The 14,202-nt window shown below is 46.8% G+C and carries 8 protein-coding genes; 5 read left to right on the top strand and 3 right to left on the bottom strand.

Annotation, left to right across the window (positions count from 1 at the left end; translation table 11 throughout):
* The first annotated feature begins 113 nt into the window (after positions 1 to 113).
* The 5 genes from guaB (at position 114) to ACX0G7_RS13670 (ending at position 9,117) form a co-directional block, all read left to right on the top strand.
* Positions 114 to 1,613: an IMP dehydrogenase gene (gene guaB / locus ACX0G7_RS13690; protein ID WP_458924051.1), complete on the top strand. Its 1,500-nt coding sequence runs from the start codon at positions 114 to 116 to the stop codon at positions 1,611 to 1,613.
* Positions 1,614 to 1,658: 45 nt separating this feature from the next.
* Positions 1,659 to 2,843 carry a lipoprotein N-acyltransferase Lnb domain-containing protein gene (locus tag ACX0G7_RS13685; RefSeq protein WP_458924050.1) on the top strand — a complete coding sequence of 395 codons (1,185 nt, stop codon included), beginning with the start codon at positions 1,659 to 1,661 and terminating at the stop codon, positions 2,841 to 2,843.
* A 4-nt stretch (positions 2,844 to 2,847) separates the two neighbouring features.
* Positions 2,848 to 3,642, top strand: coding sequence for an alpha/beta fold hydrolase (locus ACX0G7_RS13680; protein WP_458924049.1), 795 nt, complete (start codon positions 2,848 to 2,850; stop codon positions 3,640 to 3,642).
* A 34-nt stretch (positions 3,643 to 3,676) separates the two neighbouring features.
* The gene (locus ACX0G7_RS13675; RefSeq protein ID WP_458924048.1) at positions 3,677 to 6,301 is read left to right on the top strand and encodes a PKD domain-containing protein; all 2,625 of its coding nucleotides are present in this window, start codon (positions 3,677 to 3,679) and stop codon (positions 6,299 to 6,301) included.
* 212 nt (positions 6,302 to 6,513) lie between these two features.
* A complete protein-coding gene (locus ACX0G7_RS13670) occupies positions 6,514 to 9,117 on the top strand; it encodes a PKD domain-containing protein (protein WP_458924047.1) in 2,604 nt (867 codons plus the stop codon).
* A 26-nt stretch (positions 9,118 to 9,143) separates the two neighbouring features.
* Here the strand turns inward: ACX0G7_RS13670 and ACX0G7_RS13665 are convergent, their stop codons facing one another.
* The 3 genes from ACX0G7_RS13665 to sov all read right to left on the bottom strand — a co-directional run.
* Entirely contained in the window at positions 9,144 to 9,665 is a 522-nt protein-coding gene (locus ACX0G7_RS13665; protein WP_458924046.1) for a hypothetical protein, read from the bottom strand.
* Between the two features lie 213 nt (positions 9,666 to 9,878).
* Positions 9,879 to 10,637 carry an SDR family NAD(P)-dependent oxidoreductase gene (locus ACX0G7_RS13660; RefSeq protein ID WP_458924045.1) on the bottom strand — a complete coding sequence of 253 codons (759 nt, stop codon included), beginning with the start codon at positions 10,635 to 10,637 and terminating at the stop codon, positions 9,879 to 9,881.
* A 244-nt stretch (positions 10,638 to 10,881) separates the two neighbouring features.
* A partial coding sequence (gene sov, locus ACX0G7_RS13655; RefSeq protein ID WP_458924044.1) for a T9SS outer membrane translocon Sov/SprA occupies positions 10,882 to 14,202 on the bottom strand: 3,321 nt, incomplete at its 5' end.

The raw sequence follows: 14,202 nt of genomic DNA, 5'->3' as shown, positions 1-14,202 counted from the left end.
TGTATTTTATATCGGCAACTTGTTAATTATCATCAGGACGTGTTAATTTTTATCAATTTAAAACCCTGAAAAATTCATTTGGAAGGGATTTGGCTGTTGCGCTATCTTTGCACATGGCAACAATAAATAACGCATCCAAATCAAGATCTCCCAGGCAAGAAAAGTTTTTTGGTGAAGGATTAACCTTCGATGATGTACTGCTGGTGCCCGCCTACTCTCAGGTTTTACCACGCGAAGTGAGCATCAGATCCCAACTTACAAAAGATATTACGCTCAACATCCCCATGCTGTCTTCAGCCATGGATACTGTTACAGAAGCCAAACTGGCCATAGCCCTTGCACGTGAAGGCGGAATAGGAATTCTTCATAAAAACATGTCCATTGAACAACAGGCCGAACAGGTCCGTAAGGTGAAACGGAGTGAAAGCGGCATGATACTCGATCCGATAACACTTCATGAAGAAGCCGTCCTCGCCGATGCGCTGAAGCTGATGAAGGATAATAAGATCGGTGGGATCCCCATTGTGAACGATCAGAACCAGTTGGTAGGAATTCTAACCAACCGGGATATGCGTTTTGAAACCGATATGAGCAAAAAGGTGAAAAGTGTGATGACAAGCACCAACCTGATCACCGCGCCCGAAGGTACTGATCTCAAAAAAGCAAAGACCATCCTCAGTCAGTATAAGATTGAAAAATTACCTGTCGTTAACAAAGCCGGTAAACTTATCGGTCTTATTACATACCGTGATATACTCCAGTTACATAGTTTCCCCGAGGCCGTCAAAGACTCCTATGGCCGTTTGCTTGTTGGCGCTGCATTGGGAATAACGGAAGATTTACTTGACCGCGCCTCTGCACTTCAGCAGATCGGTGTTGATGTTGTTTGTCTTGATAGTGCACACGGTCACAGCGTAGGTGTGCTGAATGCTTTAAAGAAAGTAAAAAAGAACTTCAAAAAGCTACAGGTCATTGCCGGAAACATAGCTACAGCCAGCGGCGCTACTGCGCTGGTAGAAGCAGGAGCTGATGCTGTTAAAGTGGGAATCGGACCGGGTTCGATCTGTACCACCAGGATAGTGGCCGGTGCAGGTATGCCCCAGATCACGGCTATCATGGAAGCGGCAAGCGCCCTGCATAAACTGAAAGTACCCTTAATTGCGGATGGTGGTATCCGTTATACCGGTGATATGGTAAAGGCATTGGCAGCCGGCGCGAACGTAGTGATGATGGGAAGTGTATTTGCAGGTACAGAAGAAAGTCCCGGTGAAACCATCATCTATGAGGGCCGGAAGTTTAAACAATATCGCGGCATGGGCTCAATCGGTGCGATGAACCGCGGAAGCAGCGATCGTTATTTCCAGGACGTTGAAGACGATGTCAAGAAATTTGTTCCTGAAGGCATCGAGGGCCGGGTTGCTTTTAAAGGAAATCTTCATGAAATAGTTTACCAGTACACCGGTGGTTTAAGGGCCGGTATGGGTTACTGCGGGGCAAAGGATATTGCAGCCCTTCAACAATCGCAGTTCGTGAGAATTACCAATGCAGGTATGCGTGAAAGCCATGCTCATGACATTGAGATCACCAAGGAAGCGCCTAACTATAGCCGTTAGGAAATGATCATCGGTTTTATGCTCACCAAACATTGCCGGCACTTCATGAGACTGTTATTAATTGTTGGTTTCCTCTTTTGTAAATCGCTGGCATTTGCACAGAATGATACGGCTGTGCGAGGTACAGATTCGTGCAATCTCCGGGTAAGCGTGCTCACCTGCGGACCGGGAGAGGATCTGTATTCGATCTTCGGGCACTCGGCCATCAGGGTTACGGATGCCAATGCCGGCATGGACATCGTTTTTAACTATGGAACGATGGAGTTTGATGACTTTTCGTTTTATGTAAAGTTTACCAAAGGCCAGATGTTATATTACCTGTCTTATACGGATATACATTCATTCCTGTATGAATACCAGGTTACCCGCCGCAGCGTAATAGAACAACAATTGCATATGACCTGTGAAGATAAGATGCGGTTGTTCGAAGCGCTAAAGCTGAATGCGCAGGAAGAAAACAAGTATTATAATTATTCCTTTCTCTACGACAATTGCTCAACGCGGATCCGCGATATCATCTCGAGGCAACCAAGATCACTGGTACGTTTTAATAACATTTTACCGCCGGAGGTGCCCACGTTCAGGAACATGATCCATGAATACCTGCACAGGGGTCAGCAACACTGGAGCAAACTCGGCATTGATCTTTTGCTCGGTTCATTGATCGACAAAAAGGTTACGAATGAACAATCGATGTTTCTACCCGACTACCTGATGAAGGGTTTTGACAGTGCAAGCATCCTGACCAAACCGGATCCCGCGGCATTATCCCCACTGGTCATCTCTAAACCTTACCTGTACCAGCCAAAGGTTAAGGAATTGTCGATGCCCTGGATTAATCCATATCTCGTACTCACTACGGTTTCCATTTTGTTCCTGATCACGAGTTTTTTAAGTTCTACCCGGGAAAGAACGGTGAGGATCATGGACAAATCGCTGTTCTTCGTTACCGGGCTACTTGGCCTCCTGATGGTTTGCCTCTGGCTGTTCAGGGAGGATACGGTTTGTCGTAACAATCTGAACATTATCTGGGCCCTGCCAACCCATGCCGTAGCGGCGTTTTTCATCGGCAAACAAAATCCCTGGATCAAACCTTATTTCCGCGTTTCCGGCATCCTGGGGGCATTATTGTTGCTGGGCTGGCCATGGTGGCCACAGGAGCTCAATAACTCACTGATACCCGTGGTCTTATTGCTGGTTATCCGCTCCTTTACCCGCTCAAAAAAATAAAATCATGACGAAATCATTAAGTCACAACAACGGTAGCCTCAGCTATTCAGTTTATGGGAAAGGAAAGGCCGTCATGCTGGTGCACGGGTTCGGGGAAGACAGCAGCATCTGGAATAACCAGGTCAGCCGGTTTAAAGAAGATTTCCAGCTCATCGTTCCCGACCTGCCCGGAAGTGGCAAATCGGACTTTGCGCCGGAGATCTTTAGTATGGATGACCATGCGGACCTGCTGTTGCAGGTACTGGATGCCGAAAAACTGGAGGCGGCTGACATAGTGGGCCATTCCATGGGCGGGTATATTGCCCTCGCTTTTGCCGAAAAACATCACGAAAGGATTACCGGGCTCTGTCTTTTTCATTCCACCGCATATGCAGACAACCAGGAAAAGATCGAATCCAGGCGAAAAAGCATCGAATTCATCAAACAACACGGCTCTTTCAAATTTCTCCAACAAGCCACGCCAAATCTATTCTCTGACAAGACAAAAACCGAAAATCCTGGCCTTGTAGAGGAAATTATCGCCAGATATTCCAACTTCTACGCAGAATCGCTCGTACATTACTACGAAGCGATGATTCAGAGACCCGACAGGTCCGAAGTGTTAAGAAAACTGTCCAAACCTGTGCTTTTTATTGCGGGAGAGCAGGATACCGCCATCCCGTTAAAGCATATGCTGGAACAATCTTATTTGCCTGAATTGTCCTATTTTCATTCTCTAAAGAATTCCGGCCATATGGGTATGCTGGAAGAACCCGACCTAAGCAATCATTACCTGGAGATTCTCCTTAATAACAGCTGACCGCGGGCACCAGTGAATACTGTGGACTAATTGCATGAAGAAGTTTCTGGCTATACTTATTGGTATAATTGGTATGATACTGCCTGTTATGGCGGAGCATATCAAGGGCGGTGAGTTATTCTATACTTATGTGGGGCCAGGTTCCGCGCCCGGAACCTCCAACTATCTCGTATCGCTTAAACTTTATATTGATTGCAGCGCTTCGAGTTCCGGCCAGCTGGATCCAAGTATTTCCCTGACTGTTTTCAACAAATCCAACAATACCCAGTACGGTTCGGTCATCTCGGCACCATTTACCGGTGAAAGCTTTAGTAAATTTGACCCGGCTTCCAATCCCTGTATAGGCAATCCGCCAACTGATGTTTGTTACCGCGTTCGGGTTTACAGCGCAAACGTAACCCTACCCGATTCCCAGGCGGGTTATATCATTTCATTTCAGCGTTGCTGCCGGATAGGCGGTATCGTAAATCTCTCCCAGCCCAGCAACTCGGCTGGTGCAACTTATTTTTGTGAGATACCCGGCACCGGTGTTGCGCCGGATGCCTATAAAAATTCAAGCCCAAGGTTTTCAACCAATGATGCTACTGCCATCTGCACCAACAGTGCCTTTACACTCGATTTTTCTGCGGAGCAGCCGGAAGCAGGTGATTCGCTCGTGTATATGCTTTGCAGCGGCTTTGTTGGCGGATCACAGCAAAATCCAAATCCTTCGCTGAGCAGCACGCCCCCGTTTGTGGAACTGAAATACGCCAATCCTTACAGCGGCACATCACCACTGGGATCAAGGGTCAGCATGGATTCAAAAACCGGCCTGATAACCGGCATAGCCCCGGTGGTCCTCGGCCAGTATGTTATTACTGCCTGCGCGTATGAATACCGCAAGGGTGTGCTGATCAACGTCCATAAAAAAGATATTCACGTACGGGTGTCAGATTGCGTTCCACTAAAAGCTTTCCTCAAACCCGACTACTCTTTCTGCGATGACTTCCTGGTTTCTTTTAAAAATGAGCAGAATAATCCCCCCGGATCAGTGTATAGCTGGGATTTTGGAGACGGCACACCCGTCGTAAACTCTACGGATGCGCAGGGAGCCGTAAATCACCAGTACGCTGACACCGGCACTTACCGCGTAAAAGTAAAGGTTGTTCTGGCCGGCCAGTGCGTAGACGAGACCTCAACGCTGGCAAAGGTTTATCCTGGTTTTTTTCCCGGGTTTACCACCCTGGGTACCTGTGTATTGCTTCCGTTGCAGTTTGTTGATACCACATCCTCAAGATATGGACAGGCCAGTAAGTGGACCTGGAACTTTGGTGACGCATCAACACTCGCTGATACTTCCTCTAAGGCAAACCCATCCTGGAAGTTCAGTTCGACCGGCATAAAAGACGTAGAACTGATCGTTGAAAGTTCCAAGGGATGCCGCGATACCATCTCGCAAAAGGTAGAGGTGAGGGACAAGCCACCGGTGCTGCTGGCCTTCAAGGATACGCTGATCTGCAATATCGATACCCTCCAGTTAAAAGCTACCGGTCCCGGTCTTTATTCATGGACACCACTCAGCGGTAATATCATGAATGCGAATACTGCCACACCATTGGTATGGCCGAAAACAACAACCACCTACCAGGTGAGCCTGGATGAAAATGGTTGTGTAAATACCGACATCGTGCGGGTGCGCGTGGTTGATTTTGTGACTCTTGATGCAGGCCCGGATACGACGATCTGTTTAACAGACAGCGTTCGCCTGCGGCCTTCGGGTGATGGTCTGAAGTTTACCTGGACCCCTGCCGCAACGCTGGATAATCCCGGGGTCCGCAATCCGCTCGCTTTCCCGATAACAACCACACAATACAATGTAAGAGCTGATATCGGTAAATGTTCCGCTTTCGGTGATGTAAACATTAAGACGGTTCCATATCCCATTGCCAATGCAGGAAATGATACCGTGATCTGTTTCGCAGATCCGGCATTTATCAATGCAAGTATTGTGGGCAGTAGATTCAACTGGTCACCCATCAGCACCCTCAATAATTCATCGGTACTAAACCCCGTCGCTACTCCAAGGGCCACCACGATTTATACACTACGCGCCTATGATACCCTTGGGTGTCCAAAGCCGGGTATTTCGGAGGTAGAGATCAGGGTAAGGGAGCGAATAAAGGCATTTGCAGGGAACGATACTTCGATAGTTATCGGTCAGCCTTTAAAACTCAATGCAACCGGCGCAGATCTGTATGAATGGACCCCACCCGCGGGGCTTGACCAGCGGAACATTTCGACTCCTACTGCAAGGATCAACGATAATGCTACCTATATACTCCGCGCATTTACCGAAGAAGGTTGCCAGGCATATGATACCATTAATATAAAGGTGTTCAAAACACAGCCCGACATTTTTGTACCGAATGCGTTTAATCCGACCGGTACAAAAAACACTGTCTTCAGACCGGTCCCGGTAGGAATTTCTTCACTGGATTATTTCCGAATTTATAACCGTTGGGGGCAACTCGTGTTCCAGACAACGGAGATCGGCAAGGGCTGGGACGGAAGACTGGCGGGCAAAAACCAGGATGCCGGCGCCTATGTCTGGACCGTCAGCGGTAAAGATTATACCGGTAAAACTGTTGTGAAACGAGGCTCACTCGTACTGTTGCGATGATGCAGATCGCTGCAAAAATTTATGTTGAAGCAAATTATAATTCTTTCGGAACAGCGTAGTCTTTGATGAACAAAAACGCTTAAATTGATAGTGGTTTCTATTTCTCCCTATCCAAATTCATCCTGTGAAATCTGCTACCCCTTGCGTTCAAATATGTTTTGAACGTGGCAAACCCCGACGTGAGAACATCCGTATTTAATGCTTACGAGTGAATGAAAAAACTGTTTTTAATAACTTGCCTGACTATCCTATGGATGCAAAACATCCTGGCCAGGCATATTAAAGGCGGTGAGATCTCCTACGAATACCAGGGTCCCGGCAGCACCCCGAACACGGACCGGTATGTAATCACCCTTCGTCTGTTTCTTGAATGCAATGCATCCGGTCAGCAACTGGATGAAATGGCCAATATTGGTATATTCCGTATTTCCGACAACCAGTCAATACCCGGATCACCGTTTAATTTTCCTTTGGTGGGTGATGAGTTCATCAATATCCGCCAGCCGAATCCCTGTATCGTCAATCCTTCGCCGGTATGTTACCGCCTAAGAACCTATGTATCGAGCGTGGAGCTACCCCGGGACCCCATCGGGCATACCGCCGTGTTCCAGCGTTGCTGCCGCATCGAAAATCTTTCCAATCTCAGCCCCAACAACAATATCGGCTCCTCCTATACCAGCAACATTCATGGTACGAATTCCATACTTCCGGGTGAAAAGAATTCAAGCCCTTCTTTTGCGATCAAAGACACTGTATTGATCTGCCAGAACCGTCCCTTTGAACTGGATTTCGGGGCTGTTGATCCTGACCGCGACTCACTATCATACGAGTTTATCGAAGCCTTTAATGCACCCGGTGGCGGCGGAGGTGGTATCTTGAATCCCGTTCCACCCGGCTCCATACAATTTGTAAACTATGCTTCCGGTTTCTCAGGTAAAGAGCCGCTGGGTAAAGGGGTAACGATCAACCCGTCTACCGGCTTAATTGCGGGTTTGGCGCCTAAGGGAGGCGACTACGTAATGAGCGTTATCGTGCGGGAATGGCGGCACGGCAAAATGATCAGTGATCACCGGAAAGATTTCAATATCAAGGTAGATGAACGATGCGATCTTGCTGCTGCCCTGTTAAAGCCCGCTTACAGCACCTGTGATGATTTTAGCTTCACGTTTCAGAACGAAGCACCGCCCAGCTCCCTGATAAAAACCTACACCTGGGAATTTGGCGATAAATCAGCCTCAGGTTCAAAGCTTGCCTCGCCCAGCTTTACATATTCTGACACCGGCGTTTATGATATAAAACTGGTGATCAATAAAAATGATCAGTGCTCCGATTCTGCAACTTCAAAATTGTCCGTGTTCCCCGGCTTCTCTCCCGGCTTTGCTCTTTCGGGTTCATGCTACCAGAATCCTTTTATTTTCACGGATACCACCAAAGCCGCGTATGGGGCGGTAGACAGCTGGTACTGGAACTTTGGAGATGAAACGGCGATCAATGATACAAACAATGTCAGGAGTGCCTCATGGAAATATCCCGTTGCCGGTTTTAAACAGGTAGTCTTTAAAGTAACTACAACCAAAGGTTGTGAAGCAAATATCACGAGGGTGATCGAGGTGAGGGATAAGCCGTTGGTCGACCTCGCCTTCCGCGATACGCTAATCTGCAGCCTCGATACCCTGCAGCTGGGTGCCCGGGGAGGCGGAACATTTAACTGGTCACCGGCTTATAACCTGATCAACCCGGGTGTTATCAACCCGCTTGTATATCCAAAGACCACCACCTGGTATTATGTTCATCTGAATGATAACGGGTGCGTGAATACTGATTCCGTTCGTGTGCGTGTTGTTGACCAGGTTACGCTGTCTGCAACACCTGATTCTACGATCTGCTTAACCGATCCGGCGCAGTTAAATGCCTATGGCGATGGTTTGAAATATAGCTGGACGCAGGGCTCAACGCTGAACAATCCGTTGGTCAGGAACCCAGTTGCGCGACCGGGAGGGAACACCGTATACACAGTTACTGCTTCCATAGGCAAATGCTCAAAAACAGAAGACGTAAATATCTATACCGTGCCCTATCCGCTTGCAAATGCGGGCAGGGATACGACGGTTTGCTTTGATGATACGGCACATCTTCATGCTTCAATCAAGGGGAATCGTTTTGTCTGGACACCGGTAAATACACTGGGCAATGGTACAAGCCTTGACCCTATTGCTTTCCCGAGAAGGTCAACCGTATACACGCTCACTGTCTTCGATAATATCGGTTGTCCGAAACCGGGAGTTGATGATATCCTGGTAAGTGTGAAAGATAAGATCAATGCTTTCGCCGGCAATGATACTTCGGTCGTATCCGGCCAGCCGCTCCAACTGGCTGGTACCGGGTCAGAGCTTATTGAATGGACACCGTCTCTGCATCTGAGCCGCAGTAATATTGCAGGACCTGTAGTGAAGTTAACGGAAGATATGACTTATGTGATGCGCGCGTTTACGGAGGAAGGATGTTCTGCACTGGATACTATTAATATCAAGGTGTTCAAATCGGGCCCGGATATTTTTGTTCCAAATGCATTTTCACCAACGGGGCGCAACCGTGTATTCAGGCCGATCCCTGTTGGCATTAAACAGTTAAAATATTTCCGCGTGTTCAACCGCTATGGTCAGCTGGTATATGAAACTTCAGAAGTTGGCAAAGGCTGGGACGGCATGATCAGTGGCAAGCTGCAGCAAAGCGGAACTTACGTCTGGATGGTCAGTGGCATCGATTATACCGGCAAGGCTCTGCAAAAGCGAGGGACCGCGATGTTGATACGGTGATTATCCGGCAATGTTGATACCATAATTCATCTTGACAACGTCGCAGTTGTTGTTGAAGCCGTAGATGCGGCTGCTGTTTTTTTCAGCAACAATACATACCCACACAGTTTCTTTTTTGATTTATTTACCTGCACCGGTTTGATCATATGGTACTCAGTTGTTTTGGGAACATAGTTATAAGAGATGATATTACCATCTACTTCGCCCCATTGATTTTTTTTATAAACAACCTGCTTCTCGCTCCAGTCAAACATACGCACTTCGTAAAGTTTTGAACCGGGGTCGCCGATAAAAATAAACTGGTACCAGGTACCTTCATTCATAGGCACAACTATGGGCATTTCATACTGACTTTCCATGGTCATAGAAGCTTCGCGTACTATGCTATAGCCCTGGGTTGAATATACCTGTTTGAGACTGTCTATCGAAATCTGGTAAGGTTTGATATCACATCCCTGTTGTTTGATAAGATCGCTTTGAGCAGAAAGGCGGGATGAAAAGAATAAGCACGAGGATGCTATAATGATATGGCAAAGGGTCATTTTCATAATCAGGATTTATTGGACGGTTTCAGTACTTAAAACTAGTCATAGATTTTGATTGATCAAAGCGCTGGCCACAGTTTTCTACCGGTCCGGCCCTGTTTGATCGATTATTGTCTTTGCTGGCTTTAATGTTATCTTATTCGCTTTTATAACGACTGCCCGCCGCTGATTATTACAAAAACTCTGCGGATTTTACCCCTACAAAAAAGTAAATAATCACCCTTTAAAAGTGATAAAAGAGTTTGCCTGTGCCGTGCAGGTAACTACAAGGTCGTTGATGCAAACATGGGCGGGAAGTGTTGCACAATAGTAACAGATGTCTGCAATATCTTCGGCCGCAAGTGGTGTATACCCTTCATAAACTTTTGCTGCCGTTTCTTCATCGCCCTTAAATCTTACCCGCGAAAATTCGGTATCAGCAGCACCCGGGTGAACAGCGGTCACTTTTATTCCATGCCTTAATAAGTCTGTGCGCATTGCTTTTGATATGGCATCTACCGCATGTTTTGTTGCGCAGTAAACATTCCCTTTTTCATACACTTCTTTACCGGCCGTTGAACCGATATTAATGATCTGTCCGCCTTTCGCACTTATCATAAAAGGTACCACTGCTTTTGTTACGTATAGCAGTCCCTTCAGATTGGTATCGATCATCGTGTCCCAGTCATCAAGCGATGCTTCTTCAAAGTAGTCGCGGCCAAGCGCCAGCCCGGCATTATTGATCAACAGATCTATAGCCTTCCATTCTTCGGGCAAGCCTGCAATTGCGGTAGCAACCGCCTCACGATCCTGCACATCAAATTCCAGGGGTAAAATCCTGGTTCCGTATTTATCCTTCAGCTCTTTGCTTAACTTTTCGAGACGATCTTTTCTTCTGCCCGTTATGATCACATCATAACCTGATGAACCAAATTTTTCTGCAATTGCTTTTCCAAAACCTGAAGTTGCTCCTGTAACCAAAATTATTTTACCCATAGTGCTTTATCTAAGAAAGCACAATTTAAGATATGCATCAGAAAGTTACTGGACTCAACCAGGAGTTATGGATAATAAAACCGTGATCCCCGGTTGGCACCCAACCCAGACCGACAGTTCTCAGCCTCCTGTGAACCACATTTCTGAGTCTCCCGTGATTATGATTTCATCGGTTGCCGTAAACCATATTTCTCAGTTTGCAGTGAGCAATAGTTCTTAGCTATGGTAACAAAGATGGTTGTGATTATTGTGCCAGCGAAATACGGAGCTGCATACCTGCGCGTGTCGTAGTTATTGGCGGGGAAGTGGAGATCTTTGGCTCAACACGGCGCTGCTCGAAATACAGCTTGATGTTGACCCTGTTACTGAGCACGTAATCGATAGATGGATTAATAAACAATACTTTCTGGCCCGCAGTAGGCAGTGCCTGGGTCTGGTCGAGACGGCTGTTTGCGGTGGCATCATCCCGCATACTTACATCGAGCCTGAAGCTTGCATCGTTCTGCATTGGCTTGCCCTTGATACGGATAAAGGAGAAGGCTCCACGTTTGCGGTAACCTGCACCTATGGTATATTCAGTAGATTTCGCTTCACTTACCTGGAAGTCGATAAGACTGAGGCTCACCGTGCGCGACTTTTTGTAATCAAAACTCATGGTCACCTGGTTCGTGAACTGCATGTCAAAGTTGATCATCGGTTCAAAACGCTCGCTGATGGAAATATTCGGAACAAGGAAATATGGAATAAAACTTCCGGTCAACGTATCAATAAAGCTTGGGTAACTGAGCCTGAAAGGATCCTGGAACAACAGGGACGAATTGAAACTGTTCATGCTAAGGTTTGCATTATACGCATGGCTCACACTGAAGGCACTGAACACCTTATCAAGATTGCCAATCCGGTTCAGGCCATTGTAAGTGATCCTCCAGTTTGGTCTTGGCAGGATGCCTGAGAACGGATTTGATTTAATACTTGGGTTATTCTGCTTGATCAGTGGTACGGTATTCGGGTCCTTATCTGTGTAAGCAGCCAGGAAAGCTGGTAATAATACATCCTGGGCATAGCGGCTATAACCATTATAATAACCATCCGAAAGGAACTTCTCGTTAGCCGGCAGGTTCTGCCAATACGGGTTCCCTTTTGCAAGCCTTTCAGATAAGATGATACGGTTGTCCTCAAAGGTCCTGAACGTTTTCGTTACCTCGGTGGCACTGAACTTCTCGAACATCGTTTGATACGATATATAACTTACGTTGAAACTACCCGCGGTATATGGATTCAATCTGACAAAACCACCAAGTCCACCGGTGTCCTTGTATAATTCGCTGTAACCCTTACCAAAACTTTTATCAATATTAAGGTCTATAGTCAGATCCCTGATGGGAACAAGCTGGGCATTGATGGTAATCTTTTGATTATAATCCTGCCGGTTCTGATAGTTGAAGTTACTGTCGGCAGTTAACCAGCCTTTTTGTGCAAACCTGTTGATCATACTCGTGTCTGGTTGCTGACCAAATATGAATCCGAGACCGGGTGCACCGGATTTGAAGTTCATACCAAGTATATGTGTACTGTCGGTATAACCGTAAATAGTGGAACTGGCGGTTTCCGCATAAGTAATACTCACTCTCTTCAGCGAAGTGATCAACCTGCCGGCGAATTTGAGTGCGCCGCTGATCTGTGGGGGATCATTTTTATCTCTTGGCCGTTTCGCGTTCAGACTGTCACCCGCAGCCGCAGCCGGGTTCGCTTCTGCCTGCTCTTCCTCTAATGCACGTAACCATCGTGACTTTGCATAAAGGCGCGTGAAGTCCAGTTCACCCGTCGCATTTTTCTGTTGACTGTTTGATATTGAGTTTCCAAAGTTGCGTGCAATCAGTGAGGCACCTAGCCAGTCATAGGTCGCCACATAACCTAACCGGATATTTGTCCAGTCGAGCAATGGCACCTTCGCTGTAGGTAAGGTATAGGAGAAGTTTGCATTCTGCTGGTACAGGATGGTTCTACCACCCTTCACAAAATTATCCCACATCCTTGCTTTCTCCCCCTTATCCAAACGGCCGGAATCTTCATCGATCCATGATTTGTTCACGGCTGTATAGTCAATGTTCAGTGAACGTGTCAGGTCCCATCGCAGGTTATAATAGCGGTCAAAGGTGAAGTATTTGTCATAAGTCTCCGGGATGAATCCTTTTGGTGTACCGACACTGCGTGGACGGAAACTACCAAACTGCCGGTTAACATCTGCACGGAACCCCAGCAAAGAAGGAAGATAATTGATGTTCAGATCCTTCACCAACGACAACCACGGTGACGGCGATTTGATTGCGCGCTTCAGTGGTTCCCAGTATTTTGGCGTGGCCACATAATTATATCCAAGCCCCGCCCGATGACGCGTCACCTTATTATTTTCAATAAGCGGGTTATGTTGTTCTTCTTTATAATAAGAATAGCTCACGTCGATATTTTCAATGCTCCATGGCTTCTGCACCTTGCCCGTTGTGTTATTTTTTTTCACGTTGGTGAAGTTGAGCGTTGTGATGGTGCGCACATCAACCGCATCTTCGCGTATGGAATCTTTTTGCTCCGCCGGCGCAGCTTTCAGCTTATCCTTCAGTTTAATATCCAGGTCATATGGATCATATTCCGGTGTTGAAACTGCTTTTTGAAATCCTGCATAAACCGGGATCGAGATACCTGCTTTTTCCGGCAATAACTTTCCGAGCTCAAGATTAGTCGCAATATCATACTGGTCATAATTTTCTCTCGACCTTTCATTCACCCGTTGTTCGAGCAATCCGAAGCCGATACTCCTTGAGCCACCGGATACATATAGGGTACCCAGGTCTGCAAGTTTTATATCAACCCGGCCCAATGCCGCCCAGCCGGCCTTTTCATCAAGTTCAGACAAACGCAGTTCGTTAAACCATAGTTCCGTACAAGCCGTAGCCTGTCTTCGGTTTTCCACACCAAGGAAAAATATCCTGATCTCACCGAGATTCGGGTTACCGAGTATACCATACTCCCTGCCATCACTGTCGATCTGTTTAAAATAAGTTCCGACACTGCCGGCCACATTCCGGACCACTTTTAGTTTTGTCAGTCTTTCTATGGAAAGACTCATTTCATTCTGCGATGGCCAAATCACCGCATCATCAGAGGTGCCCCATGGCGTCATCTTTAACGGGATCTTGATCTCATAATAGTTATTGATCAGGTCCGCACCAATTCTTATGATACTGTATAATTCGTTGTCTTTGATATCGCCGCTCGAGTTTACTGATTCAGCATGAACAAAAAGTTCGAGCTTACCATACTGCCTCAGGTCAAGATTCATGGTTTTGAACACTCCCCTTGATTCGTTTTGTTTGAGATCGCAGGTCTGGATACTCAGTGATTGCTCATTTAACAACAGGTTTACGTTGTTGTTGCTTAATTGTTGCTGGCGCACAACTCCCGGTGGTGTCCGGTAAGGTATCGGCGTACGTGAACTGTTTTCCTCAACGTTAACCGCAAGCTGGTTAAAAGATGTTGTTGAATTGGCCGGAATAGGAAGGTATTGACC

Source organism: Flavitalea antarctica (assembly GCF_054461535.1).
This window is presented reverse-complemented; position numbering and strand designations above follow the sequence as displayed.

Excerpts from the sequence above, each read along its gene's own strand:
- ACX0G7_RS13665 (WP_458924046.1), bottom strand. The coding sequence starts at position 9,665 with ATGAAAATGACCCTTTGCCATATCATTATAGCATCCTCGTGCTTATTC.
- ACX0G7_RS13685 (WP_458924050.1), top strand. The coding sequence starts at position 1,659 with ATGAGACTGTTATTAATTGTTGGTTTCCTCTTTTGTAAATCGCTGGCA.
- ACX0G7_RS13680 (WP_458924049.1), top strand. The coding sequence starts at position 2,848 with ATGACGAAATCATTAAGTCACAACAACGGTAGCCTCAGCTATTCAGTT.
- ACX0G7_RS13675 (WP_458924048.1), top strand. The coding sequence starts at position 3,677 with ATGAAGAAGTTTCTGGCTATACTTATTGGTATAATTGGTATGATACTG.
- guaB (WP_458924051.1), top strand. The coding sequence starts at position 114 with ATGGCAACAATAAATAACGCATCCAAATCAAGATCTCCCAGGCAAGAA.
- ACX0G7_RS13660 (WP_458924045.1), bottom strand. The coding sequence starts at position 10,637 with ATGGGTAAAATAATTTTGGTTACAGGAGCAACTTCAGGTTTTGGAAAA.
- ACX0G7_RS13670 (WP_458924047.1), top strand. The coding sequence starts at position 6,514 with ATGAAAAAACTGTTTTTAATAACTTGCCTGACTATCCTATGGATGCAA.